A 25038-nucleotide genomic window follows, 5' to 3' on the forward strand; every position below is an offset into this window, starting at 1 on the left:
GTTCTCTACCAGCGTGTGGTGAGCACCGCGTCGAATCCAGGCCCGGTGGTTGGCGGACTCGAAGTCGACGTCAGCGACGCCCTGGCTCAAGATGTCGGCCAGTGGAACCTGCATCCGTGAGGTCGTAACCCACCCCAGCTGTTGCAAGCTGACCAAACCGACCACTCCGTTATTCGTCCCGCACTACAAGCAGCCATCAGCACAGTGGGTGTGGTGACAGATGTCTGGATGCAACGAAGATTGACAAGACATGCCTGCCGGGGGATGCGATCTGCGTTACGTGCCAATGCGATCAAGGACCACACCCACGGGCCATGGTGGCCACCTGCAGCGGATGATCTCGGCCTGTGCATCTCGACAGCCAACGCAGCGGCCGCATCCGTCCGGCGACGTTCGGGGATACTTGATCAGTGGATCCCATCGAGCGCATCGCCTCCCGTGAGGTGTACCGGAACCCCTGGATGATCGTCAGGGAGGACGACGTCCGCCGACAGGACGGTAGCCCCGGCATCTACGGCGTCATCGACAAGCCGACGTATGCGCTGGTGATCGCCAGGGATGGCGACCGCTTCCGGCTCGTCGAACAGTTCCGGTATCCGATCGGGCTGCGCCGCTGGGAGTTTCCGCAGGGCACGGCCCCTGGCACGCTGGACGGCAACGAACCGCCACCCGCCGACCTCGCTGCGCGCGAGCTGCGCGAGGAGACGGGTCTGCGCGCTGCGTCGATGGAGATACTCGGTCAGCTCGACGTCGCGCCCGGCATGAGCAGCCAGCGGGGCTGGGTGTTCCTGGCCACCGGGATCACGGAGGGAGACCACGACCGTGAGCCCGAGGAGCAGGACATGCACAGCGAGTGGTTCACCGGGGACGAGGTCGAGCGGATGATCGTCGACGGCGTCATCACCGACGCGCAGACCCTCGCGGCGTGGACGCTGCTTCGGCTCGCCGAGCGCACTCGCTAGACGTCAAAACTCGTTGTCCGGCCGACTTTCTCCCAGGCCGCCAACTCGGCCTTGGCGTCGTCGAGCACTGCGCCAAGGGCGTCGACGGCGTCGTTGCCCAACGCCAGCCGAAGCGGCGGATCGTCGGAGTTCAATGCGGTCAGGATGGCCGTGGCGGCCTTGGCGGGATCGCCGGGCTGCTTGCCGTCGTCGTCGGGCATCCCGGTGCGCAGCTGTTCGATCTGGTCGTCGTAGGCGGCGATCGGGGTGGCTACCAGCAGCGCGGCCGGCCCGTTGAACGACGTGCGGAAAGCGCCGGGTTCGACGATGAGCACTTGGATGCCGAAGCCACCGACTTCCTTGGCCAACGCCTCCGACCAGCCCTCGAGCGCGAACTTGGTCGCCGAGTAGGCGCCGACACCCGGGAAGGTGAACCGGCCGCCCATGCTGCTCATCTGCACGATCGCGCCGGAACGCCGCTCACGCATCTGCGGCAGCAGCGCCCGAGTCAACGCGGCAGGCCCGAAGAAGTGCAGGTCCATCAGATCGCGTAGTTCTCCGTCGGAGGTCTCCTCGGCGGCTCCGATCGCGCCGCGCCCCGCGTTGTTCACCAGCACGTCGACCCGACCGTGGCCGGCCAGCACCTCGTCGACAGCGGCGGCGATGCGGTCGTGGTCGGTGATGTCGAGTCGCAGTGGGGTCACCCGATCGGGCGCGACGGCCGTCAGGTCGGCGAGCGTGTCGGGGCGGCGCGCGGCTGCCACCACCGTGTCGCCGGCCGCCAGCGCCGCCTCCGCGATGGCCCTGCCGAAGCCGGAGTTGGCGCCGGTGATGAGCCAGACCCGGGTGTCGCCGGTCGTCGATTCGGTCATGGTTCATGTATTCCAGTCGGAGCCCTCGCTGTCTACCAGCAATCTCCAGCGGATCTCCTCACAACCTCCAAGACCCGCGTCCCGCGGAACGGCACCATTCTCTCCATGAGCAAATTCATCATCACAACAGCGGCTTTCGGCGCCCTCGCGGCGGCGACGTTGGGTCTGGCGGGTACGGCTGCGGCGTTCCCCCAAGGCGGGACGGCAGCCGACACCGCGGCCAGCCTGGCGGCCGAGGGTTACCGCGTGGCGTTCAACGGCAGCGTCTCGGCCCCGTTGTCAGAGTGCTCGGTGACGGGCACCCATCCGAGGCTCGATGACGCGGCCACTCGCGCGGAAAAGGAGAACACCACCGTCTTCATCGACGTGTCGTGCCCGTCGATGGACTGACCGCAGCAGGCGCCATTAGGTTCGAGGTGTGAGCGACGACGGCGAGATCCGCGACCTGGTCGTCGGTTGGATCGACGGCGTGCGTGACCGCGACCTCGACGCGGTACTGGCGCGGCACGATCCCGACATCGTGATGTTCGACGTGCCGCCGCCGTACCGCGGGGTCCGCGGCATCGACGAGTACCGCGAGTCGTGGGGACCGTTCTTCGAGTGGCTCCGCCAGGGCGCCGTGTTCGAGCTCGTCGATCTCGACGTCGTGGCGGGGGCCGACGTGGCGTTCGCGTACGCGTTGCTCCGGTGCGGCACGCCCGCCGAGTTCGACGCCAGCCCGGACAACCGGTTGCGGGTGACCATTGGTCTGCGCAAGCGCGACGACGGCTGGGTCGTTACGCACGAACATCATTCGTTCCCGATGGCCTGACCCAGAGGGTCAGTGGCGCCGCTCGGCCAGCGCCCGCAGGAAGAACGTCAGGTTGGCGGGTCGCTCGGCGAGGCGGCGCACGAAGTAGCCGTACCACTGCGTGCCGAACGGCACGTACACCCGCACGTGGTTCCCGTCCTCGGCAAGCCTGCGTTGCTCCGTGTCCCGGATGCCGTACAGCATCTGATATTCGAAGTCATCGACACCGCGGTTGAATTCGCGGGTCAACGCGGGTACCGCCTCGATGATCGCCGGGTCGTGCGAGGCGATCATCGGATAACCCGAGCCGGCCATCAGCACGCGCAGGCAACGCAGATAGGAATCGGTGACGTCGTCGCCATCGCGGAAGGCCACCGATGCGGGTTCGTCGTAGGCGCCCTTGCACAACCGGATCCGCGCACCGGAGGCCGCGAACTCCTCGCAGTCGGCATGGGTCCGCTTCAGGTAGGCCTGTAGCACCGTGCCCAGCCAGTCGAAGTCGGTCCGCAGGTCGCGCACGATCGACAACGTCGAGTCGGTGGTGGTGTGGTCCTCGGCGTCCACCGTGACCCAGGCGCCGACGTCGCGGGCCTTCTCGCAGATGGTGTGCGCGTTCTCGTAGGCGATCTTCTCACCGTCGCGCGGCAGCGCCTGACCGAGTGCGGAGAGCTTCAGCGAGACCTCCAACGGCCTTGGGCCGTCGGCGTTCTCCGCGCGGTGGCCGAGTGCGTCGAGCAGCTCCAGGTACGCGCGCATCGTGGCCTCGGCGGCGTCGGTGTCGGTGACGTCCTCACCGAGGTAGTCGACCGACACGAACCGCCGCGAATCCCGCAGCTCGCCAACCGACGTCAGCGCGTCAGGAACCGTCTCGCCCGGCACGAAGCGGTGCACCACCTCACGGGTGACCGGCATGCGCTCAGCCGTGCGGCGCAGCCCGTCGGACCGGGCAGCGGCCAGGATGGCGGGCCGCGCGACCTGTTGGAAGAGGCCCATCGTCACACCCCCATGTGTGGGTAGGTGTGGTCGGTCGGTGGAACGAACGTCTCCTTGATGGAGCGGGCCGACGTCCAGCGCAGCAGGTTCAGCGGCGAACCGGCCTTGTCGTTGGTGCCCGAGGCGCGTGACCCGCCGAACGGCTGCTGGCCGACCACGGCGCCGGTGGGCTTGTCGTTGACGTAGAAGTTGCCTGCGGCGTAACGCAACCGGTTCTGTGCCGCGAGGACCGCCGACCGGTCGTCGGCGATCACCGCACCGGTGAGACCGTACTTGGATCCGGCGTCGACGACACCGAGCACGTCGTCCCAGCGGTCGTCGTCATACACGTGCACGGCGAGGATCGGGCCGAAGTACTCGTTGCTGAACGCCTCGTCGGTCGGGTCGTCGGAGAGCAGCACGGTGGGCCGGACGAAATAGCCTTCGCCGTCGTCGTATTCGCCGCCGACGGCAACGGTGACACCCGGCGCACCCTTGGCCCGCTCGATGGCGGCGACGTTCTTGGCGAAGGACCGCTCGTCGATCAGCGCACCGCCGTAGTTGCTCAGGTCGGTGACGTCGCCGTAGCTCAGCGCCGCGGTGTCGCCGAGGAAGTCGTCACCCATCTTCTGCCACACCGAGCGAGGGATGAACGCCCGCGATGCCGCCGAGCACTTCTGGCCCTGGTAGTCGAAGGCCCCGCGAATCAGTGCGGTGCTCAACACGTCCGGCCGCGCCGAGGCGTGCGCGACCACGAAGTCCTTGCCGCCGGTCTCGCCGACCAGTCGTGGATAGGTGTGGAAGCGGTCGATGTTGGCGCCGACCTCGCGCCACAGGTGCTGGAACGTCGCAGTCGATCCGGTGAAGTGGATGCCCGCCAGCCGCGGATCGGCGAGGACCACGTCGGACACCGCGTAGCCGTCGCCGGTGACCAGGTTGATCACCCCTGGTGGCAGACCCGCGGCCTCGAGCAGCTGCATGGTCAGGTACGCCGAGAACGTCTGCGTGACCGACGGTTTCCACACCACGGTGTTGCCCATCAGGGCCGGCGCGGTCGGAAGGTTGCCCGCGATGGCGGTGAAGTTGAACGGCGTGACGGCGTAGACGAATCCCTCGAGCGGGCGGTAGTCGGTGCGGTTCCAGATCCCGTGGGCGCTGATCGGTTGCTCCGCCATGATCTGGCGGGCGAACGCCACGTTGAAGCGCCAGAAGTCGACGAGCTCGCAGGACGCGTCGATCTCGGCCTGGTAGGCGCTCTTGGACTGGCCGAGCATGGTGGCGGCGGCGATCTTCTCCCGCCACGGACCGGCCAGGAGATCGGCCGCGCGGAGGAACACCGCGGCGCGCTCGTCGAACGGCGTCGCCGCCCATGCGTCCTTCGCCGCGACGGCGGCGTCCACGGCGGCGGCGGCCTCGGCGTGCCCGGCGTTGGTCAGGGTGCCCAGCACCGCACTGTGGCGGTGCGGTTGCACCACGTCGATGCGCTCACCGGCGCCCATGGTGTGCGCACCGCCGATGACGTGGGGAAGGTCGATGACGTCGCCGACCAACGCGTCCAGCGCGGTGATCAGGCGGGCGCGTTCGGGGCTACCCGGGGCATATTCATGGACCGGTTCGTTGACCGGCGCCGGGACGTCGGTGATCGCGGCAATCCCTTGGGAGGCGTTCATGTGCCTAACGATCTCGCACGCACGCGATCAAACCTTTGGCCGATCGGACAAGTCGAAGCACCAACGCCAGTAAGATCACACAACATGACGAAGTCGGGGGTCAGCCTCGGTCAACTGATCCTGGCGCTGGACGCGACCATGGTCACGTTGGTCGACGCACCACGCGGGCTGGACCTGCCCGTGGCCTCGGCCGCCCTGATCGATTCCGACGACGTCCGGCTCGGCCTGGCCGCGGGTTCGGGATCGGCCGACGTGTTCTTCCTGCTCGGCATCGGCGACGACGACGCGATCGCCTGGCTCGATCAGCAGGCCCACCGGCGTGTCCCCGCGGCCATCTTCCTCAAGGAACCCGCCGACGCCGTCGTGACCCAAGCAGTCGCCGCGGGGACGGCGGTGGTGGCCGTCGAACCGCGGGCCCGATGGGAACGCCTCTACCGTCTGGTCGACCACGTCTTCGAACATCACGGCGACCACGCCGACCCGCTGTACGACTCGGGCACCGACCTGTTCGGCCTCGCCCAGTCGATCGCCGACCGGACGCACGGCATGGTGAGCATCGAGGACGCACAGTCGCACGTGCTGGCCTACTCCGCCTCCAACGAAGAGGCCGACGAACTGCGGCGCCTGTCGATCCTGGGGCGCGCAGGCCCGCCCGAGCACCTCGCCTGGATCGGCCAGTGGGGCATCTTCGACGCGCTGCGCGCCCGCGACGACGTCGTCCGCGTCGCCGAACGCCCCGAACTGGGCCTGCAGCCGCGGCGGGCGATCGGAATCCACCAGCCGGGCCGCGACCCGCGGCGGGCACCCGCGTTCGCAGGCACCATCTGGGTGCAGCAGGGGGCACGGCCGCTGGCCGACGACGCGGACGACGTGCTGCGCGGAGCGGCCGTCCTCGCGGCCCGCATCATGTCGCGGCTGGCCGCGACGCCGTCGACGCACGCGGTACTGGTCCAGGAACTGCTGGGACTGCGCGAGGGACAGGGCGACGAAACTCAATTCGCGGAACTGGCACGCGAACTCGGCATCGTCGCCGACGGGCGCGCCGTCGTCGTCGGCGTCGACTGCGTGACCGACGTGCCGTCGCGACTGGCCGACGTGCTGGCGTTGAGCGCCAGCGCCTTTCGCCCGGACGCGCAGGTGGCCGCGCGCGGGTCGCGGGTGTACGTGCTGTTCCCGCACACCGGGAAGGCCGCGTCGGTGACGTCGTGGATCCGCGGCACGATAGGCGCTCTGCGCACCGAGTTGGGCCTCGAGCTGCGGGCCGTGATCGCCACCCCGGCAACGGGACTGAGCGCGGTCGCCGCCGCTCGCGCCGAGGTGGACCGGGTCCTCGACAGCGCGGAGCGTCACCCGGGCGCCATCGGTCAGGTCACCTCACTCGCGGAGGCACGCACCACGGTGGTGCTGGACGAGATCGTCACCATGATCGCCGCCGACGAGCGCCTCATCGACCCGCGGGTCCGCGAGTTGCGCGAGCAGGACGCCGTCCTGGCCGACACGCTGCGGGCGTACCTGGACAGCTTCGGCGACGTCGGCACCGCGGCCCAGTGGCTGCACGTACACCCCAACACCGTCCGCTACCGGGTGCGGCGAATCGAGGAGGTGTTGGGCTCGTCGTTGGCCGATCCCGACGTTCGACTCCTGCTGTCGCTGAGCTTGCGTGCCACGGAGCGCACACCGTAGCGGTGTCAACCGTTCGGCTGACACGGAGTTCAGTCGTCCGGTCGTCGCGGATCGGGGCCGGTGGCGCGCACCGAGGCCAGGAACTCCCGCGTCGCCCGAATGAACGTGTCCTTCTCGGTGACCATGGGCAGGTGGGCGGACTCCTCGAAGAGTCGCCAGCGGGCGCCGGGGATCGCATCGACCATGGGGCGCACCAACTCCGGCGTCATCTCGTCGAATCGTCCTGAGGTCGCCAGTACCGGCAGGTCGAGTTCGGGGAGTCGATCCGTGACGTCCCAACCGGCCAGCGTGCCGGTGACGTCCCATTGCGCGCCGACCATGGCGGCGAAGATCGCATGGTTCATCCCCGGCAGGGCGGCCCGTACATGGTCCGGGACGTCGTCGACGCCCGTGAAGTACAACCGATTGAACAGCCCAACGGCTGCCAGGTACTCGGGCTCGGTTGTCGTGCCATCAGATTCATGGACGTCGATGACTGCGCCAGCACCGTCGGGCAGCGTGTCCTTCAGGTGCGCCGTCTCGCGCTCGAGGAGCGGGATGCTGGCGCAGGTGTTGGCCAGGTGCAGGCTGACCAGCCCGGCGGGGGCGCGCAACGCGTACTCGAGGGCGATCCAGCCGCCCGCGGACTGGCCGAGCAGATGTATCCGATCGAGTCCCAACGCGCCACGTACGGTGTCGACTTCGTCGGCGAAGGTGGCGAGAGTCCAGAGGCTGGAGTCGTCTGACCGGTCGGACCGGCCGCAGCCGATCTGGTCGTAGTAGACCACCGGCCGTTCGTCCGCCAACGCGTCGAGGTCGCGCAGGTAATCGTGCGGCATTCCGGGTCCGCCGTGAATCACCAGCAGCGGCAACGCATCCGATTCACCCACGATCCGGTAGTAGATCGAGCCGTGCGGACCGGCGATGGTTCCGTCGCGCACGTCAGGCACTCAGGCGGTGCACCGCGGCGTCGATGCGCTCATCGGTTGCGGTCAGCGCGATCCGCACGTAGTCGGCACCGCGCGGTCCGTAGAACTCACCGGGGGCGACCAGGATGCCGCGCTGCGCCAGCCACGCGACGGTGTCGCGGCAGGGCTCCCCGCGCGTCGCCCACAGATAGAGGCCCGCGTCCGAGTCGTCGACCGTGATGCCGGCGTCACGCACCGCGCGCAACAGGGTGACCCGGCGGCGGGCGTAGCGCTCCCTCTGTTCCTTCTCGTGTGCGTCGTCGTCGAGCGCTGCCACCATCGCGGCCTGCACCGGGGTCGGGACCATCATCCCGGCATGCTTGCGTACGGCCAGCAGCTCGGCGACGACGGCGGGGTCGCCGGCCACGAAGCCGGCGCGGTAACCGGCCAGCGACGACGTCTTCGACAGCGAGTGCACCGCGAGCAGGCCGGTGTGGTCGCCGTCGCAGACCGACGGGTGCAGCACCGAGACCGGCTCGGCGTCCCAGCCCAGGCCGAGATAGCACTCGTCGGAGGCGATCATTACGCCGCGCTCACGCGCCCAGCCGACGACCTTGCGGAGGTGCTCGACGCCGAGCACCGCGCCGGTGGGGTTGCTCGGCGAGTTCAGGTACACCAGCTTCGGCACTTGCGGACCGAGTTGGGTGAGCGAGTCGGCGCGCAGCACCTGCGCGCGTGCGAGTCGGGCGCCGACGTCGTAGGTCGGGTAGGCCAGTTCGGGCACCACCACGAGGTCATCGGGGCCAAGACCCAGCAGCGTGGGCAACCAGGCGATGAGTTCCTTGGTGCCGATGACCGGCAGCACGGCGTCGTCGGCGACGTCGGTGATGCCGTATCGACGCCGCAGTGCCGACGTCGCCGATGCGCGCAGGGCGGGAGTGCCCGCAGTGGTCGGGTAGCCGGGCTCGCCGCTCGCGTCAGCGAGCGCGGCGCGGATCAGCGGGGCGACCGGATCCACCGGCGTGCCGACCGATAGGTCGACGATGCCGTCGGGGTGCGCCCTGGCCTGGGCGGTGACCTCGGCCAGGGTGTCCCAGGGGAAGACCGGCAGTGACCCCGAAACAGACCTGGCCGTCGTCAGTCCTCGCCCTGCGGCGGCAGGTCCTTCACGGCCTGCGGGTCGTTGTCGGTCTGGCCGACCTTGGACGCGCCGCCCGGTGACCCGAGCTCGCTGAAGAAGTCGGCGTTGATCTGGGTGTATCCGCTCCACTGATCGGGAACGTCATCCTCGTAGTAGATGGCCTCGACCGGGCAGACCGGCTCGCAGGCACCGCAGTCCACGCACTCGTCGGGGTGGATGTACAGCATCCGCGCGCCCTCGTAGATGCAATCGACGGGGCATTCTTCGATGCACGCCTTGTCTTTGATATCGACGCAAGGTTCGGCGATCGTGTACGTCACGAAGGTCTCCTCGACTCCTCATAGGGGCTGCGGGTCGGTCATTCTGGCTGGGCTCGTTGAGAAGCCGCCGCAGGTATGGGGTCGCCATACCTGTACGACTGTCTCAGTGTGCCCTAACTTCACGCGCCTCCCGTTAGGGGTGGCGCGTGGTTACTGATACTAGACGTTGCAGATACAGGTCGCCTAGTGGCCCGCCCCTGCGTGGCTCGGCAGCTTCAAGCCCGAGCAAATGGGCGTCAGTGTGAGCTGGCCCACGCCGTCGACCGCGGTGTGATCGCGTGCGATTCCGGCGAAAACCTCGGCCGCGGGGAACACGGCCCCGTCAACGTCCGTTATCCATTTCATAACAATCGCTTAGCTCAGCTAAGCTCAATCGAGGAGTCGAAATGAAGAAGTTAGCTCTCGGCATAGCCACCGCCAGCACCCTCGCCGCGATGACCATCGGGTTGGCGAGCCCCGCCATGGCGGCACCGCGCAACGTCAGCCCGAACTATGACGCCGTCTACGTCACCGATCAGCAGAACGCGACCTATCAGCAGGTTGACTGCTCGGTGAGCGTCAACCACCAGGGCACCAATGTGAATGTGCGCTGGTGCTGACCCTGGCTCGTTGAGCGCCCACGTGAGGGGTGGTCGGATGGTCCGTTGGTTGTCGCCGACCATTCCGGCCACCCCTATGCGTGTTGATGCAGTGCAACAAGTTGCATAGGGGCGACGCACGGCCCTAAGCTGCCGCCGTGGCCCTCCCCCACGCGATCCTGGTGTCGCTGTGCGAGCAGTCCGGCTCGGGCTATGAGCTGGCCGGCCGGTTCGACCGGTCCATCGGTTACTTCTGGGCCGCCACTCACCAGCAGATCTACCGCACGCTGCGTGCGATGGAGGATGACGGCTGGGTGCACGTCACGCCCGTCGTCCAGCAGGGCAGGCCGGACAAGAAGGTGTACACCGTCTCCGACGATGGCCGAGCCGAGCTGGCCCGCTGGATCGCCGAGCCGCTGTCGGGCCGCGGCAGCTCGGTGGCCGACAACCGCACCCGCGATCTGGCCGTGAAGGTCCGCGGCGCCGCATACGGCGACGTCCGCGACGTGCGCGCTCAGGCCGCCGCGCTGCGCGGCGAACGCGCCGAACTGCTCGACGCCTACCGCGAATTCGAGAAGCGCCAGTTCCCCGACCCCGGCGCGCTCACCGGTACCGCACTACATCAGTACCTGGTGCTGCGGGGCGGCATCCGCGCCGAGGAAGGCGCCATCGACTGGCTCGACGAAGTAACCATTGCCTTGAGGGGGGCTCGGTGACCGATCCGTATCCGAACCTGTTGTCGCCGTTGGACCTCGGCTTCACCACGCTGCGCAATCGGGTGATCATGGGCTCGATGCACACCGGGCTGGAGGACCGCGCCGGCGACATCGACCGGCTGGCAGCGTATTTCGCCGAGCGCGCCAGGGGCGGCGTCGGGCTCATCATCACCGGCGGCTACGCCCCGAACCGGACCGGTTGGCTGCTGCCGTTCGCCGCACAGATGGTGTCGTCGTCGGAGGCGCGGCGGCATCGCCGCATCACGGCGGCTGTGCACGATGAGGGCGGCAAGATCCTGCTTCAGGTGCTGCACGCGGGACGTTATGCCTACCACCCACTCTCGGTCAGCGCGTCGTCGATCAAGGCGCCGATCAATCCGTTCCGGCCACGCAAGCTGTCCTCGCGCGGCGTGCAGGACACCATCGGTGACTTCGCCCGCTGCGCGCTGCTCGCCCGCGAGGCCGGCTACGACGGCGTCGAGATCATGGGTAGCGAGGGCTATCTGCTCAACCAGTTCCTGGCGCTACGGACGAACAAGCGGACCGACGGCTGGGGTGGTTCCCCGGAGAAGCGGCGCCGGATGCCCGTCGAGATCGTACGCCGCACCCGTGCCGCGGTCGGCGAGGACTTCATCATCTGCTACCGCATGTCGATGGCGGACTACGTCGAGGACGGCCAGAGCTGGGACGAGATCATCTCGCTGGCAACCGAAGTCGAGGCGGCCGGAGCCACCATGATCAACTCGGGCTTCGGCTGGCACGAGGCCCGCGTGCCCACCATCGTGACGTCGGTGCCCAACAGCGCGTTCGTCGACATCAGCAACGCGGTGGCCGAGCACGTCGGGATCCCCGTGGTGGCGTCGAACCGAATCAACATGCCGCAGACCGCCGAGCAGATCCTCGCCGACGGGCACGTTCAGTTGATCTCGATGGCGCGTCCGCTGTTGTCCGATCCGGACTGGGTTCTCAAGGCCGCTGCTGACGCGGCCGACGAGATCAACACTTGCATCGCGTGCAACCAGGCGTGCCTCGACCACGCGTTCGTGCACAAGACCGTGTCCTGCCTGCTCAATCCGCGGGCCGGCAACGAGACCACGCTCGTGCTAGGGCCGACGCGGCGGACCAAGCAGGTGGCCGTGGTCGGCGCCGGACCCGCGGGGCTGTCCGCCGCGGTGACGGCGGCCGAGCGTGGTCACCGCGTCACGCTGTTCGAGGCAGGAAGCGCGATCGGCGGCCAATTCGACCTGGCACGAAGGATTCCCGGCAAGGAGGAGTTCGCCGAGACCATCCGCTACTACACCCGGATGCTCGACAAGCACGACGTCGAGGTGCGACTGCAGACCAGGGCCACGGTGGACGAACTGTCCGGTTTCGACGACGTGGTGCTCGCCACCGGCGTCGCGCCGCGCCTGCCCGACATCCCAGGGATCGAGCACCCGATGGTGCTGTCCTACACCGAGGCCATCCTGGGCAGGCCGATCGGCAAGACGGTGGCCGTCGTCGGCGCGGGAGGCATTGGCTTCGACGTCAGCGAGTTTTTGGTGACGAACGAGTCTCCGACGCTGAACCTCAAGGAGTGGAAGGCGGAGTGGGGCGTTGCCGATCCGCAGGAGGCGCGCGGCGGGCTCACGACACCCATCCCGCTGCCGCCTGCCCGCGAGGTCTACCTGCTGCAGCGGACCAAGGGTCCCCAGGGCCGGGGCCTCGGCAAGACGTCGGGCTGGGTGCACCGCGCATCGCTGAAGGCCAAGGGCGTGCAACAACTCTCGGGGGTGAACTACGAGCGCATCGACGACGCGGGTCTGCACATCAGCTTCGGGTCCGACCGCTCCGGCAGACGCGTCCTCGCCGTCGACAACGTGATCATCTGCGCGGGACAGGAGTCGGTGCGCGATCTCGAGGACGGACTGCGGCGCAGCGGCATCGAGCCCCACGTCATCGGCGGCGCCGACGTCGCCGCGGAGGTCGACGCCAAGCGCGCGATCCGCCAGGGCACGGAGCTGGCCGCCCGCCTGTAGCCCCTCCCCTCCTTGCGCGAGCGTGCTCCCCGCAAGCGGGGTACCCCAGTCTGCGGGTCGACACGCCGTAAAACTGCAGCGGTCTACGCACGCTCGCGCAGGAGTGAGAGTGCGCTTAGGCCTGCTTGAGCGCCTCGACCGCCAGCGTGATGGTCACCTTGTCGCCGACCACGGCGCCACCGGTCTCCAGCGGCATGTCGATGTCGATGCCGAAGTCCTTGCGGTTCAACACGACCGACGCGTCGAAGCCGGCGACCGCGCCGTGGCCCATGCCCGGGTTCACGCCGTTGAACTCCAGCGTCAGCTGAATGGGCTTGGTGATGCCCTTGAGGGTGAAGTCACCGTCGAGCACGTAGGTGTCTCCGTCGGCGCGCACGCCGGTGGAGACGAAGGTCGCGGTGGGGTACTTCTCGACGTCGAAGAAGTCGGCGGACTTCACGTGTCCGTCACGCTGCTCGCTGCCGGTGTGGAGCGAATCGACCGCGATCTCGGCGGTGACGGACGGGGTGCCGTCCTCGGCGACCACGATCGCGCCGCTGAACGTCTCGAAGGTGCCGCGAATCTTGCTCACCACCAGGTGACGCACTGAAAAGCCGATCGACGAGTGGACCGGGTCGATGGCCCAGGTGCCGGTGCTCAGGTCGGTGGCTACTGCTGCGGTCATGTCAGTGTCTCCTTGGCTGCGGGCGCCGGCCGTTCCGGCACCTCACCAAGCCTAAACGGACCATGGTCCGAATTTGTTCCGGACTGCGGTCCGATTCTATTTCGCGGTGCCGGCGAGCAGTGCTGTCAGGCGATCGACGGGCAGCCGGGGCGAGCGGTGACCGTCCCGGCCGACCATGTCGTCGTTGACCACGAGCGCGTTGAGCACGGCCTCCTCGACGGCGTGAACGACGCCGGTGTAGAACGCGTCCATCCGTCCCCACGGCATGAAGGTCATCGCGCCGAACTCGTCGTCAGCGGGCGGTCCGAGCGGGAATCCGCTCTCCAAGCCAGAGGCGTTGGCGGTGGAGAACGCGAGAAAGATGTCGCCGGAGAAGTGGCTGCCCGCGGTGCCGGTCCTGGCCAGGCCGAGCGGCACCCGGCGGGCCAGCGCCTTGCACTGTCCTGGCAGAAGCGGCGCATCGGTCGCGACGATGGCGATCACCGAACCGGCACCCGGAGGCGGGCGCAGGCCGAGGTCCTCCGCGAACCAGTCGCCGTCGATCGGGTTGTCGTCGGCGAGCAACGCACCGACGTGTCGGCCCGCCACGGTCAGTTCGCCTCGCGAGCCGAAGTTCGCCTGCACGAACGCCGCAACGGTGAAGGCGTGGGAGCCGTACCCCACCATCCGCGATGCGTTCCCGTTTCCGCCCTTGTACTCGTAGCAGTTCATCCCGGTACCGCCTCCGACCGATCCCTCGGCCACCGGACCCGGCACCGCGGCGTCGAGCGCGGCCTCCGCGTGTTCGGGCCGCACGTGAGCGCCGTTGATGTCGTTCAGGTAGCCGTCCCACGTCTCGGCGCACACCGGCAACAACCATTGTCGGGCCAGCACCGGGTGCACCCGGTTCACCCAGCTCACCACCCCGCTGTGACAGGCACCCACGGCGTGCGTATTCGACAGCACGATGGGCAGATTGAATGTTCCGGCTTCTTCGATCCACGTGGTGCCGGTCATCTCGCCGTTGCCGTTGAGCGAGTACCAGCCCGCAGCGCACGCGCGCCCCACCCCGTCGCGTCCACGAGGCAGGATCGCGGTGACGCCGGTGCGTACCGGTCCTCGCCCGACCCGAAGCGGGCCGTCACCGTCGATCAGGGTAACCGTGCCGACCTCGATGCCTGCGACGTCGGTGATCGCGTTGAGCGGTCCCGGCTCGCCGGGCAGCGGGATCCCGAGTCCCCTGGCACGTGGTCGTCCGTCAGTGGTGTGCGTCTGGGCTGAAGTCACAGTTCTGACTAGCACGCCTGTGCTGAATTGGCCCACCAGTCGCGGCGCGTCAGATCAGCCCTGGCCGCCCCAGACCGATTGCGCGCCGGAGTCGCCGATCCGGTAGACCGTGACGATCGACGACACCCCGACCAGAAGGGCGACGATCGCGACCACGACGCTCGCCACCGTCCTGCTCTTGTCGGATCGGCCCTCGAGCACGTGCAGCACCGCCAGTGCCACCGCGACGACGAGCAGTGCGACGGAGAAGTAGATCATCCAGTCCCCGCGCTCGGCGTGCTCCTGAAGGATCGGACTGACTCTGGCCCGCCGATCCTTCAGCCACTCGCCCGCATCGGTGGTGATCGGCGTGAGCACCGTCGTCACCACGGCGAACGCCAGGACCAACCACACCAACCGGCGGCGGGCGGCGGGCCAGAACCCGCAGAGGATCTCCAGCAGCGCGGTCAGCGGCGCCAGCACGACGATGGCGTGGACGAGCAGGGCGTGGGCGGGCAGCCCGGCAATCGTGGTCAAAGACTCGCTCCTCGGCTCGGCGGACGACTGATCACGGTCGTCTCCCTGTATACGTGCCGAGCCTGGCATCCGGTTCGAGACGGCGCCAGGCTTAGCGCTGTCAACGAGATCGCCGTCGCGCGCGGGAAGGGGTCAGGCGGCCATGGGTGCGTAGGTGGTGGTGCGTTGCCGGGCCGGTCTGCCGATGCCCTCGGCGATGGCGACGAGTTCCGCGGCGGTCTTGGCCGACCCGTTCTCCGAACCGGCCATCCGCGAGATGGTCTCCTCCATCAGGGTGCCGCCGAGGTCGTTGGCGCCGCCGTTGAGCATCACCTGGGTGCGCTCGACGCCCAGCTTGACCCAGCTGGTCTGAATGTGATCGATCCTGCCGTGCAACATGATCCGCGCCAACGCGTGCACCGCGCGGTTGTCCCGATGCGTCGGACCGGGACGGGCACCACCGGCCAGATACAGCGGGCTGGACTGATGCACGAACGGCAACGGGACGAACTCGGTGAACCCACCCGTTTGATCCTGGATGCCGCGCAGCACGTTGAGGTGCCCGACCCAGTGCTTGGGGGTGTCGACGTGGCCGTACATCATCGTCGAACTCGACCGCAGCCCCACCTCGTGCGCGGTGGTGACGACCTCGATCCACGCCGAGGTCGGCAGCTTGCCCTTGGTGAGCACCCAGCGCACCTCGTCGTCGAGGATCTCGGCGGCGGTGCCGGGAATGGAACCAAGACCGGCCTCACGCAAGCTGATCAACCACTCGCGCGTCGAGATCCCGCTGCGGGTCACCCCGTTGGAGATCTCCATCGGACTGAACGCGTGCACGTGCATCGACGGCACCCGCGCCTTGACCGCGCGCACCAGGTCGGCATAGCCGGTCACCGGAAGTTCGGGATCGATGCCACCCTGCATGCAGACCTCGGTGGCACCGGCGACGTGAGCCTCCCAGGCCCGGTCGGCGACGTCGTCGGTCGACAGCGAGTAGGCGTCCGCGTCGCCCTTGCGCTGGGCGAACGCGCAGAACCGGCAACCGGTGTAGCAAATGTTGGTGAAGTTGATGTTGCGGTTGACCACGAACGTCACCTCATCGCCGACGACGTCGCGGCGCAGCGAATCAGCCAGCGCGGTAACGGCCTCCAGTGCCGGACCGTCAGCGGTCGCCAACGCCAGGTACTCGTCGTCGCTGCAGGATGCCGGGTCGCGCTCGGCCGACCGCAGCGCGGCCAGCACGTCGGTATCGACGCGCTCGGGCGCGCGGGCGGCCAGCTCGTGCACCTTCTCCCGAATGGACTCCCAGTCGCCGAACGCGCTGCCCAGATCGCTGCGGGTCTCGGTGCGCCGACCCTCGGAGTCGATGGCGGTGTGCAGATCGGTCCGGCCCAACGACTCGGTGGCCTCGTCGGGCTCCTGCCAGGGCCGCCCGACCGGGTTGACGTCGCGCGCCAGACCGGTGTCCGGGTCGGCCAGGGCGGCGACGTGACCGCGCACGCGCGGGTCGATCCACGCCGCGCCGGCCTGCACGTACTGCGGCTGAGCCGTCAACCGTTGCACCAGGTCATAGCCCGCCTCGGCGGTGACGGCAGCCAACTCCTCCAGCGCGGGCCACGGCCGTTCCGGGTTGACGTGATCCGGGGTCAGCGGGGATACGCCACCCCAGTCGTCGACACCGGCGCCGATCAGGGCTAGGCATTCCTGCCGCGACACCAGGTTGGGCGGCGCCTGAATCCGAACCTTCGGCCCCATCACCAATCGGGTGACCGCGATGGTCGCCACGAAGTCGTCGATGCCGATGTCGGGCACCGCGGCCATCGCGGTGTGCTCCTTGGCCCGGAAGTTCTGCACGATGACTTCCTGAACGTGCCCGAACTCCTTGTGCGAGCGACGGATCGCATGCACGGTCTCGGCCCGCTCGACCAGCGTCTCACCGATGCCGACCAGCAGGCCCGTGGTGAACGGGACCGACAACCGGCCCGCGTCGTCCAGCGTGCGCAGCCGCACCGCCGGATCCTTGTCGGGGCTACCGTAATGGGCCAGACCCTTGGTCTCGAACAGTCGCCGCGACGTGGTCTCCAACATCATGCCCATCGACGGCGCGACCGGCTTGAGCCGGGAGAGCTCCGACCAGCTCATCACGCCCGGATTCAGGTGCGGCAGCAGCCCCGTTTCCTCCAGCACCCCGATGGCCATCGCCCGCACGTAGTCCAGCGTCGAGTCATACCCGCGTTCGTCGAGCCACTGGCGGGCCTCGGCCCACCGCTCCTCCGGCCGATCACCGAGGGTGAAAAGCGCTTCCTTGCAACCCAGTTCGGCACCTTTGCGGGCGACCTCGAGTATCTCGTCGGGCTCCATGTACATGCCCATCCCCTGGGCGCGGAGCTTGCCGGGCACGGTGACGAAGGTGCAGTAATGGCAGGTATCGCGGCACAGGTGCGTCACCGGGATGAACACCTTGCGCGAGTAGCTGACCGGCAGACGACCGTTGGGCCCGCGTCGGCCGGCCGACTCGAGTCCGGCGTCGCGCACCCGCGCAGCGCTGGCACACAGATCGGCGAGGTCGTCGCCGCGGGCGGTCAACGCGATCGCGGCCTCCTCGACATTGAGCGCAACCCCGTCGCGGGCCCGCCGCAACACCCGACGCAACGCCGCCGAGCTTGACGCACCGGGCTTGGGTGGGACCACAGGGTTGGGCAGATCGGAGCCGCGCTGGAGGTTCAGAGCCACTCCCCTGTAACCCCGGCATCGTCGAGAATCATCCGCGCGTCCCACAATCTGAAACCACAGCCCCTGACATACGGGTCACAGTAGTCCGAGGGCGGCGACACGGTGGACGCCATCTCCCACCGACGTGCTGACACCCGCATAAGTTCCTCGGCGTCGGGCTCCGGGTAGCTCGCGCCACGAGAGGGAGTCTGAGATGAACGTTTCCGCCCGTTCGTACGTCCCGGCCGGGGTCGCCGCCCTGGCAGCGGGGGTGATCGCCATACCGACCTCCGTCGCACCACCGGCGCCGCCCCCGGGCACCCGTGCACCAGGCGCGGGTCGCGCTCACCGCGGCGACCCGGCCGATCACCGCGCCGGTCGAGCCGCCCGTGGCCTTCGTGGTGGTGCCGCGGCAGCAGGCGGCCGCGGTGAGCAGAGCGGCAACGCAAGGGTCGCCGACGGCGGCGGTGACTGCAGCGGCGCCGGCACCACAGGCCACACTGGCGGGCTTCCCTGGCCTCCAGGACGCCATCATCAACGGCTACAACCTGGTCATTCCCTGGGTGGACTACGGCGTGAACCTCGCCCCGTACGCCGTCGGGTGGATTCCCGTCGCAAGCTTCTTCGCGCCGCAGATCGGCATCTTCTACTACGACCTGATCCGGCCCATCGTGACGAGCGCCGTATTCAACCTGGCCTACTTCATCGGCGGCAATGTCGGACTGGTCCCAGAGGGGGTGTCCAACGTGATCAACGATTCGATCAACGCGGGCATCGGGTTCGTCAACGCCGAGATCAACTGGGCCCTGAGCTTCCTGCCGCCGCTTCGGCCCTTTCCGTTGGACGCAGCGCGGACGACGACCCTGAAGACCGCGGAGAGTCCCAAGGGCGAGGCGACCGAAGCGGCCGCTGAGCCCGTCACCCCGAAACCGGAGGTTGAGCCGGAGAAGAAGCCCGAAGCCTCGAAGGACGACGCCAAGGCTGACGAGGACGCCGCGCCGAGCGCCACCAAGACCGGGGAGGCCACCAAGACTGGGGACGCCGACAAGACCGGGGACGCCACCAAGAGCGTTGGCTCTGCGCACGGGGCGTGAAAGTTCGAGTGGCCGACGCCCTCAGCGCAGAGTCGAACCCAGCGCGGGAAGAAGGGCTAAGCGCGCGGGTGGACGTGGCGCCACAGCAAGAACACCGGCGGCGCCGCCCCCAGCGCGACGAAGATCAGCGGCGCGAACTGCATGATCCCTGCGCCGCCGAACACGATGTCACCGCCCGGCCCGCCCAACGTCAGCGCGGCCACCGCCACCAGCCAGGTCCACAGCGGCACCGCTGCCACCCTGGGCGCCGCAGTCCATTGCAGCGCCGCCCACACCAGGGCAGCGTTGACCAGGCCGCTGATCAGGGCACTGATGGGGACGGGGATCGAGCCGACGTAGAGCGGAAGGAGTAGGGCCCCCATCACCGCAGACAGCACACCGTCGAACGCGAGAACCGCCAGGATGACGGCGCGCGCCCAGTCGGGAACGCGGGGAGTCAGGTCGGCATGCTGTCGAGGAGCGCTACGAGCGAGCCGACGACCCACTGGAAGTTGTCCAGGCGGTCCTGCTGGTGCTGCAGGTTGGGATCCAGGTCCGGGTCCATCGCCATCCCTCCGTCGCGCCGCTCGTCGATCGCAGCCTACCGCGTCATGGTCGCGCTAACCCAGATTCAGTCCGGCGAGAAGATCGGTCTCCCAGCCGCGGTCGTCGCGTTCGCCGGCCACTCCCCCGGCAAGTACATAGTGTTCGGTCGCGACGATGGGCAATGCGACGAAGTTCGACAGCGCGAATGCCCGCCCGGTCGGCTCCACGCTGACCTGCGTCGCGTGCGCCCGAAGAGCGGCCACCTTGGCGGCCCGGCTCTCGGGTGCGTCGACGACGGCGTCGATCTTGTCGTCGCTGAACCCGAACGGAATCTCAGCGGGCACGATCCAGTCCGCCGGGAGGTCCATCTCGGACAGCTCGCGGAGACCGGCCGCCATTGCACTACTAGCCACCACGGTCCAGTAGAACTTCGGCACCGGCCATGGATCGCCCGGGTAGTCCGCTCCTCCCGCCGCGGCGACGGCGGCGGTGGTCACCTCGTAGGCGTGGATGTGGTCCGGATGGCCGTAGCCGCCGTTCGGGTCGTAGCTGACGACGACGTGGGGGCGCAGCTCCCGGATGATCGCGACCAGCGCGCCGACGGCGTCGCTGGGATCGGCGTCGACGAATCGCTGCGCTCCGCGCGTCGGCGTGCCCGCCATACCCGAATCGCGCCAGCGGCCCGCACCGCCAAGGTACATCGGTGCGTCCACCCCCAATTCGCGTAGGGCGGCGGACAATTCGCCGATCCGGTAGCCGCCGAGTTGGTCGGCATCGTCGACGGCGAGCCGGGCCCACCGTTCGCCGATCACCTCGCCCTCCTCACCCAGCGTGCACGTCACGACTCGCACGTCGGCTCCGAGCGAGGCGTAGTGCGCGATCGTGGCGCCGGTAGTCAACGTTTCGTCGTCGGGGTGGGCATGGACGAAGAGAAATCGTGGAAGCTCCATCCGCACAAGATAGATTCACCCGGTGGCGCGGCGCACCCTTGACTACGCGTGCGCCGTGCTGATCATGGGACTGCTCGCCGGTGTTGCGGGTGCCGCCACCACTTTGGTGTTGCACGCGATCGAACACCTCACCTATCACTACGACTTCGGCACCCTGCTGACGGGCGTCGGCAGCAGCAGCCCAGTGCGGCGCGCGGTCGGTCCCATGGTTGGAGGCGCACTGGCGGGCTTCGGCTGGTGGGTTCTGCGCCGCAAGGGGGACGTGCCAGGGCTGTCGGCGACGATCGCCGAGCACCGGCCGATCCAACGGCTGCGGATGTCCATCGACGCCGGGCTGCAGGTGCTGCTGGTCGGCTCCGGCGCATCGCTGGGACGCGAGGGCGCGCCCCGTCAGCTCGCGGCGGTGTTCGGCGATCTCGGGACGTCGCGACTATCGCTCACGGCGCGTGACCGCGAGATCCTGCTGGCCTGCGCGGCGGGCGCCGGTCTTGGCGCGGTGTACAGCGTGCCGCTGGGTGGCGCGTTCTTCGCCGCACGCATCCTGCTGGGCAGCTGGCATCCGCGGGTGCTGGGCACGGCGCTGATCACGTCGAGTCTCGCGGTCGCGGTGGCCTCCCCCGTCACCCACCTCGAGCACGCGTTGACGTGGCCCGACCCTCAGCTGTCCTATCTGTTCGTCATCCTGGCGCTCGCGATCGCCCCGCTGGCCGCCGCGGTCGGACTGGCGTTCGACAAGGTGATGTCACTGGCCCGACCGAAGCCGCAGATCCGGTCGTGGACCTTGATTCCCGCCATCGCGTTCGCGGGGTTGGCCACTGGCATCTGCTCGATCTGGTGGCCGGAGCTGCCGGGGAACGGCCGCAGCATCCTGACGGTCAGCGTGAACGCCAGCCTGACGCTCGGTGGAGCGGCGATCATCCTCATCCTCAAGCCGCTCCTGACCGCGCTGTTCCTGCGCACCGGCGCCGTCGGCGGCATGATCACGCCTGCGATGGCGACCGGCGCCGCCGCGGGATCGGTGGCCGCCCTCGCCCTCAACCACCTGGCAGGGACCGACGTCCAGGTCTCCGCTTTGTCGTTGACGTGCGCGGCGGGCGTCCTGGCCATCACCCAGCGCGCACCGGCGTTCGCCGCGCTGTTCGTCTGGGAGCTCGCCCGGCCGCCCTACTGGCTGCTGATCGTCTTCCTGATCGCCGCCTTCGCCGCGCACGGTCTCCGGCTGCTCCGCGAGCAGCATTGGCCCGAGCGACGAGATGTCGTTACTTAAGCAAAGCCTGATCGGTCGAGGGGCCACGTGCCGGCTTGCCGATCCCGTGGCCGCCGGAGCAAGTCCGGATCCGACAGCAAGGGCTCGAACTACTCATACGGCGCCAAGCACGCCGCCGAGTAACGGCCCAGCACGGTAAGCTGACCCCTCCAAGCGGAGGGGGCCAATTGCTGTCCGTCGCTACTGCGGAGCCTTGACCCAGTTGCCTGCGTCGCCGACGATGCCGACGGGCACCGCCCCCGACAGGCCCACGTTCTGCACGCTCGGTCCGGACGCCACGATCGTGGTGTCCTGCAGGATCGGCAGCACCGTCGACATGTTCCACAGCCGCGGCTCGACGGCGTTGAGTACCTCGCCGATGTCCTCGCTGCCGTCGAGTGCGGCGTCGATCTTCGGCTGGATACTGCGGTCGCAGATGCCGGTCAGGTTGCTCGGCGCCTGGACCAGCTGGCCGGACCCCGGCGCGGGGCTCGGGCTGGTGACGGTCGTGGGTGGCGGAGCGGACGGTGGCGGTGCGGACGTCGTGGACCGCGGCGACGACGTGGTGGCCGACGGTGTGCCCGCGCCCGTCGTCGTCGTCGTCGGAACCGCGGTGGCCTCCAGCGCCGGACAGCCGTAGCGGGACGCGAGCACGGTGGCGAGGTCCCCGCCCGCTTGATGCCAGCCGACGATCGCGTCGAACCGGTTGGCATCCAACGCTTCCCCGTAGAGCACCGGGGGGTCGAGCGCGAGGACCGAGGCCGTGATGCCGACGCTGCGCAGTTGGTCGGCCGCGGTGTTGGCCACCGCGACGGACGTCCCATCGTTGGCGGCGACGCCAAGCACCAACCTCAGCGGCTGGCCGTCCTTGGTGATGCGGCCGCGATTGGTGTCAGGAACCGGGGTGCCCGGCGTCGTCGGCGGCGGCGTCTCCACGGGCTGCACCTGGTAGCCGGACCCGGCGAGCAGTGCCAGCGCCGCCTCCTTGGTGAGCGCGGGCGGCGCGGTGGGAACGTACCCGGGATCCGACGGCGAACGCACCTGCGCCTGCGCCAGGGTCACGGTGTTGTCGCTGCCCGCCCCGACCGACGCCAACAAGTCGACGTCGAGCAGCCCCAGAATCGCTTGGCGCACTTGGGCATCCGCGAGCGCGGGCTGCTGCGCCCGCAACGTCAGCTGCATCACCCGCGGCGTCACGATGCGGGCCGTGCGCACGTCCGGGATCGCGCTCAACTGGGCGAAGGCGGCCTGACCGCCATGCACCTGCGCCACCTGGGTGTCGCCGTTGCGGATCGAATCGGCGAGCGCCGCGGTGGCTCCGCCGCGGCGGAACAGGATGAGATCCGGCTTGGCGGGCACACCCCAGTAGCGGTCGTTGCGCGCAAGCAGGATCTCGTCGCGCTGCGGGTCGATGCTCTCCACCCGGAACTGCCCACCCGTCACCGGCAGCGCCTTCACCAAACCCGCGGCGAACCCACCCGGTACGTCCTTGACGATGTGCGCGGGCAGGATGTCGTTGAACAGTTCCCGCCACGCCGGATACGGCTGCGAGAACGTCACCACCGCCGTCTTGCCACCCTCGACCGACTGCACGCCGGTGATCAGGTCGTAGCCCGCGGGGTCGACGACACCGGGCTCGCTGACCATCTGCCGCCACAGGTACCAGTAGTCGTCGGCGGCGATCGGCGCGTTGTCCGTCCATTGCGCCTCGGGCCGGATCTTGTAGGTCACGGTGAACGGGTTGTCGTTCGTCACGTCCGCCGACACCAGCAACGTGGGGTCGAGTTGCCACCGCGAGCCCGTCGGCGACGTCGGATCGGGCACGGGGCGAAACGAGCTGGGCAGCACCAGCGACGAGATCGCGGCGTTCACCGGCGACTGGTCGGACAGCAGGTGGGAGTTGAACCCTGGGCCGACCGAATCGATCGCCACGATGATCTGCGTCGCCTTCGCCGGCGGCGGGGGCGTGCTCTGCGAGGTCTCGGTGCTCTGCGGCGCAGGCGGTGGGCTGACGGTACAGGCCGTGACCAGCAGCAACGTCGAAGTCAACGCGCCGGCGACGCAGGAGAGGCGTCGCGAAGTCGTCGGCACGCTGTTCAGGTTATCGGCCTGCGCTCCGACGCTCGGTCGGCGGCTCCGCGCTTCAGTTGCGGGCCTTTTCGCGAGCCTTGGTGCGCGCCCGAGTGGTCGCGTTCAGCTCGGCCTTGCGAACCCGCACGAATTCGGGAGTCACCTCGACACACTCGTCGTTGGCGCAGAACTCCATGGCCTGTTCGAGGTCGAACTCGAGCGGCCTGTCCAACGTCACGAACACATCGGCAGTCGAAGACCGCATGTTCGTCAGTTTCTTCTCGCGGGTCACGTTGACGTCGAGGTCCTCGGCGCGAGGATTGATCCCGACTACCTGGCCCTCATAGGTGTCCTGGCCCGGCTCGACGAAGAACTGGCCGCGATCCGACAGCTGGATCATCGCGAACGGCGTGACGGTGCCGGTCCGGTCGGAGACCAGTGACCCGGTGTGGCGGGCCCGGATCTCGCCCGCCCAGGGGCGGTAGCCGTCGAACACGGCGTTGGCGATGCCGGTGCCGCGGGTCAGGGTCAGGAAATCGGTACGGAAGCCGATGAGCCCGCGGCTGGGGACGATGAAATCCATCCGGACCCAGCCGGCCGCATGGTTGGCCATCTCCTCCATCCGGCCCTTGCGACCGGCCATCAGCTGCGTGATGGCGCCGACGAACTCGTCGGGACAGTCGATGGTCATGGCTTCGAACGGCTCGTGCAGCTTGCCGTCGATGGTCCTGGTGACCACCTGCGGCTTGCCGACGGTCAGCTCGAAACCCTCGCGGCGCATCTGCTCGACGAGGACGGCAAGCGCCAGCTCGCCGCGGCCCTGTACCTCCCACGCGTCGGGGCGGTCGATGTCGACGACCTTGATCGACACGTTGCCGACGAGTTCGCTGTCCAGCCGGGACTTGACCATGCGCGCGGTCAGCTTGTGACCGGACACCTTGCCGGCGAGCGGCGAGGTATTGGTACCGATCGTGACCGAGATGGCCGGCTCGTCCACGTGGATCCGCGGCAGCGCGTGGGCGTGATCGAGATCGGCCAGGGTGTCGCCGATCATGATCTCGGGGATGCCCGCGACCGCCACGATGTCACCGGCAATCGCCTCATCGGTGGGGCGGCGGTCCACGCCCTCGGTGGTCAGCAGTTCGGTGATCTTGGCGTTCGTGACGACCGGATGGCCGTCGACCTCGCGCATCCACGCGACCTGCTGGCCCTTGCGAAGCCGGCCCTTGTAGATGCGGACCAGCCCGAGCCTGCCGAGGAAGGCCGAGGCGTCGAGGTTGGTCACCAGCGCCTGCAACGGGGCCTCGGGATCGCCCTGCGGCGGCGGGATGTGCTCGAGCAGCACGTCGAACAGCGGGTCGAGGTTCTCGCCTTCGGGGTTCTCGCCGTTGGCGGGTTCGACCGTGCTGGCGATACCGGCGCGCCCTG

The 25038-nt window shown here is 68.7% G+C and carries 23 protein-coding genes and 1 pseudogene; 10 read left to right on the forward strand and 14 right to left on the reverse strand.

Going from position 1 to position 25038, the window contains the following annotated elements; genetic code table 11:
• Both QOC69_RS17465 and QOC69_RS17470 read left to right on the forward strand, forming a co-directional pair.
• Window positions 1-120: pseudogene (locus QOC69_RS17465) on the forward strand (DUF1906 domain-containing protein); the annotation flags it as partial.
• 290 nt (window positions 121-410) lie between these two features.
• Window positions 411-962, forward strand: coding sequence for an NUDIX domain-containing protein (locus tag QOC69_RS17470; protein WP_526441786.1), 552 nt, complete (start codon window positions 411-413; stop codon window positions 960-962).
• Here QOC69_RS17470 and QOC69_RS17475 read toward each other — a convergent pair.
• Complete coding sequence (locus QOC69_RS17475; RefSeq protein ID WP_526441788.1) at window positions 959-1813, reverse strand: SDR family oxidoreductase; 855 nt, start codon at window positions 1811-1813, stop codon at window positions 959-961. The two genes, QOC69_RS17470 and QOC69_RS17475, sit on opposite strands and share 4 nt — an antisense overlap.
• A 105-nt stretch (window positions 1814-1918) precedes the next feature.
• Here QOC69_RS17475 and QOC69_RS17480 point away from each other — a divergent pair, with 105 nt between their 5' ends.
• Complete coding sequence (locus QOC69_RS17480) at window positions 1919-2203, forward strand: hypothetical protein (protein WP_526441790.1); 285 nt, start codon at window positions 1919-1921, stop codon at window positions 2201-2203.
• Between the two features lie 28 nt (window positions 2204-2231).
• On the forward strand, window positions 2232-2624 hold the full coding sequence (locus tag QOC69_RS17485) for a nuclear transport factor 2 family protein (protein ID WP_526441792.1): 393 nt from the start codon (window positions 2232-2234) through the stop codon (window positions 2622-2624).
• 9 nt (window positions 2625-2633) lie between these two features.
• Here QOC69_RS17485 and QOC69_RS17490 read toward each other — a convergent pair whose 3' ends face one another.
• Both QOC69_RS17490 and pruA read right to left on the reverse strand, forming a co-directional pair.
• Window positions 2634-3596 carry a proline dehydrogenase family protein gene (locus QOC69_RS17490; RefSeq protein ID WP_526441794.1) on the reverse strand — a complete coding sequence of 321 codons (963 nt, stop codon included), beginning with the start codon at window positions 3594-3596 and terminating at the stop codon, window positions 2634-2636.
• Window positions 3597-3598: 2 nt separating this feature from the next.
• Entirely contained in the window at window positions 3599-5227 is a 1629-nt protein-coding gene (gene pruA / locus QOC69_RS17495; protein WP_526441829.1) for an L-glutamate gamma-semialdehyde dehydrogenase, read from the reverse strand.
• 102 nt (window positions 5228-5329) lie between these two features.
• On the opposite strand from pruA, the gene QOC69_RS17500 reads away from it, so the two are divergent.
• Entirely contained in the window at window positions 5330-6928 is a 1599-nt protein-coding gene (locus QOC69_RS17500; protein ID WP_526441796.1) for a PucR family transcriptional regulator, read from the forward strand.
• Between the two features lie 29 nt (window positions 6929-6957).
• Here the strand turns inward: QOC69_RS17500 and QOC69_RS17505 are convergent, their stop codons facing one another.
• Genes QOC69_RS17505 through fdxA form a run of 3 tightly spaced genes read right to left on the reverse strand, consistent with a single transcriptional unit; the run spans window position 6958 to window position 9276 of the window.
• Window positions 6958-7857, reverse strand: coding sequence for a proline iminopeptidase-family hydrolase (locus QOC69_RS17505; protein WP_526441798.1), 900 nt, complete (start codon window positions 7855-7857; stop codon window positions 6958-6960).
• Window positions 7850-8956 (reverse strand): succinyldiaminopimelate transaminase, encoded by a 1107-nt coding sequence (gene dapC / locus QOC69_RS17510; RefSeq protein ID WP_526441831.1) that lies wholly within the window; start codon window positions 8954-8956, stop codon window positions 7850-7852. Before dapC ends, QOC69_RS17505 begins: the two co-directional genes overlap by 8 nt.
• On the reverse strand, window positions 8953-9276 hold the full coding sequence (gene fdxA / locus QOC69_RS17515) for a ferredoxin (protein WP_526441800.1): 324 nt from the start codon (window positions 9274-9276) through the stop codon (window positions 8953-8955). The genes dapC and fdxA overlap by 4 nt, the downstream gene beginning before the upstream one ends.
• Window positions 9277-9662: 386 nt before the next feature.
• Between fdxA and QOC69_RS17520 the strand changes: the two genes are divergently transcribed.
• From QOC69_RS17520 to QOC69_RS17530, 3 genes are all read left to right on the forward strand, one after another.
• Complete coding sequence (locus tag QOC69_RS17520; protein ID WP_526441803.1) at window positions 9663-9875, forward strand: hypothetical protein; 213 nt, start codon at window positions 9663-9665, stop codon at window positions 9873-9875.
• Window positions 9876-10012: 137 nt separating this feature from the next.
• On the forward strand, window positions 10013-10570 hold the full coding sequence (locus QOC69_RS17525; RefSeq protein WP_526441805.1) for a PadR family transcriptional regulator: 558 nt from the start codon (window positions 10013-10015) through the stop codon (window positions 10568-10570).
• Window positions 10567-12588 (forward strand): FAD-dependent oxidoreductase, encoded by a 2022-nt coding sequence (locus QOC69_RS17530; RefSeq protein WP_526441807.1) that lies wholly within the window; start codon window positions 10567-10569, stop codon window positions 12586-12588. The genes QOC69_RS17525 and QOC69_RS17530 overlap by 4 nt, the downstream gene beginning before the upstream one ends.
• Window positions 12589-12703: 115 nt before the next feature.
• Here the strand turns inward: QOC69_RS17530 and QOC69_RS17535 are convergent, their stop codons facing one another.
• The 4 genes from QOC69_RS17535 to QOC69_RS17550 form a co-directional block, all read right to left on the reverse strand.
• Window positions 12704-13252 (reverse strand): YceI family protein, encoded by a 549-nt coding sequence (locus QOC69_RS17535; RefSeq protein WP_526441809.1) that lies wholly within the window; start codon window positions 13250-13252, stop codon window positions 12704-12706.
• A gap of 96 nt (window positions 13253-13348) precedes the next feature.
• Window positions 13349-14518: a DmpA family aminopeptidase gene (locus tag QOC69_RS17540; protein ID WP_526441811.1), complete on the reverse strand. Its 1170-nt coding sequence runs from the start codon at window positions 14516-14518 to the stop codon at window positions 13349-13351.
• Between the two features lie 54 nt (window positions 14519-14572).
• Window positions 14573-15034, reverse strand: coding sequence for a DUF2231 domain-containing protein (locus QOC69_RS17545; RefSeq protein WP_526441813.1), 462 nt, complete (start codon window positions 15032-15034; stop codon window positions 14573-14575).
• 132 nt (window positions 15035-15166) lie between these two features.
• Entirely contained in the window at window positions 15167-17746 is a 2580-nt protein-coding gene (locus tag QOC69_RS17550) for a bifunctional FO biosynthesis protein CofGH (protein ID WP_526441815.1), read from the reverse strand.
• Window positions 17747-18048: 302 nt separating this feature from the next.
• On the opposite strand from QOC69_RS17550, the gene QOC69_RS17555 reads away from it, so the two are divergent.
• Window positions 18049-18819: a hypothetical protein gene (locus QOC69_RS17555; RefSeq protein WP_526441817.1), complete on the forward strand. Its 771-nt coding sequence runs from the start codon at window positions 18049-18051 to the stop codon at window positions 18817-18819.
• Between the two features lie 56 nt (window positions 18820-18875).
• Here QOC69_RS17555 and QOC69_RS17560 read toward each other — a convergent pair whose 3' ends face one another.
• Both QOC69_RS17560 and mshB read right to left on the reverse strand, forming a co-directional pair.
• Window positions 18876-19304, reverse strand: coding sequence for a hypothetical protein (locus tag QOC69_RS17560; RefSeq protein ID WP_526441819.1), 429 nt, complete (start codon window positions 19302-19304; stop codon window positions 18876-18878).
• Between the two features lie 114 nt (window positions 19305-19418).
• Window positions 19419-20294, reverse strand: coding sequence for an N-acetyl-1-D-myo-inositol-2-amino-2-deoxy-alpha-D-glucopyranoside deacetylase (gene mshB, locus QOC69_RS17565; protein ID WP_526441821.1), 876 nt, complete (start codon window positions 20292-20294; stop codon window positions 19419-19421).
• A 22-nt stretch (window positions 20295-20316) separates the two neighbouring features.
• Between mshB and QOC69_RS17570 the strand changes: the two genes are divergently transcribed.
• Window positions 20317-21561: a chloride channel protein gene (locus QOC69_RS17570; RefSeq protein WP_526441823.1), complete on the forward strand. Its 1245-nt coding sequence runs from the start codon at window positions 20317-20319 to the stop codon at window positions 21559-21561.
• A gap of 180 nt (window positions 21562-21741) precedes the next feature.
• Here the strand turns inward: QOC69_RS17570 and QOC69_RS17575 are convergent, their stop codons facing one another.
• Both QOC69_RS17575 and QOC69_RS17580 read right to left on the reverse strand, forming a co-directional pair.
• A complete protein-coding gene (locus QOC69_RS17575; RefSeq protein ID WP_526441825.1) occupies window positions 21742-23631 on the reverse strand; it encodes an ABC transporter family substrate-binding protein in 1890 nt (629 codons plus the stop codon).
• A 52-nt stretch (window positions 23632-23683) separates the two neighbouring features.
• Window positions 23684-25038: EF-Tu/IF-2/RF-3 family GTPase (locus tag QOC69_RS17580; protein ID WP_526441827.1), on the reverse strand; the 1355-nt coding region annotated here is incomplete at its 5' end.

Origin of the sequence: Mycobacterium sp. (assembly GCF_032162105.1) — a bacterium.
In the GTDB taxonomy this organism is placed as follows: Bacteria; Actinomycetota; Actinomycetes; order Mycobacteriales; family Mycobacteriaceae; genus Mycobacterium.

Excerpts from the sequence above, each read along its gene's own strand:
- QOC69_RS17535 (WP_526441809.1), bottom strand. The coding sequence starts at position 13,252 with ATGACCGCAGCAGTAGCCACCGACCTGAGCACCGGCACCTGGGCCATC.
- QOC69_RS17500 (WP_526441796.1), top strand. The coding sequence starts at position 5,330 with ATGACGAAGTCGGGGGTCAGCCTCGGTCAACTGATCCTGGCGCTGGAC.
- mshB (WP_526441821.1), bottom strand. The coding sequence starts at position 20,294 with ATGGAGCTTCCACGATTTCTCTTCGTCCATGCCCACCCCGACGACGAA.
- QOC69_RS17475 (WP_526441788.1), bottom strand. The coding sequence starts at position 1,813 with ATGACCGAATCGACGACCGGCGACACCCGGGTCTGGCTCATCACCGGC.
- QOC69_RS17480 (WP_526441790.1), top strand. The coding sequence starts at position 1,919 with ATGAGCAAATTCATCATCACAACAGCGGCTTTCGGCGCCCTCGCGGCG.
- QOC69_RS17520 (WP_526441803.1), top strand. The coding sequence starts at position 9,663 with ATGAAGAAGTTAGCTCTCGGCATAGCCACCGCCAGCACCCTCGCCGCG.
- QOC69_RS17490 (WP_526441794.1), bottom strand. The coding sequence starts at position 3,596 with ATGGGCCTCTTCCAACAGGTCGCGCGGCCCGCCATCCTGGCCGCTGCC.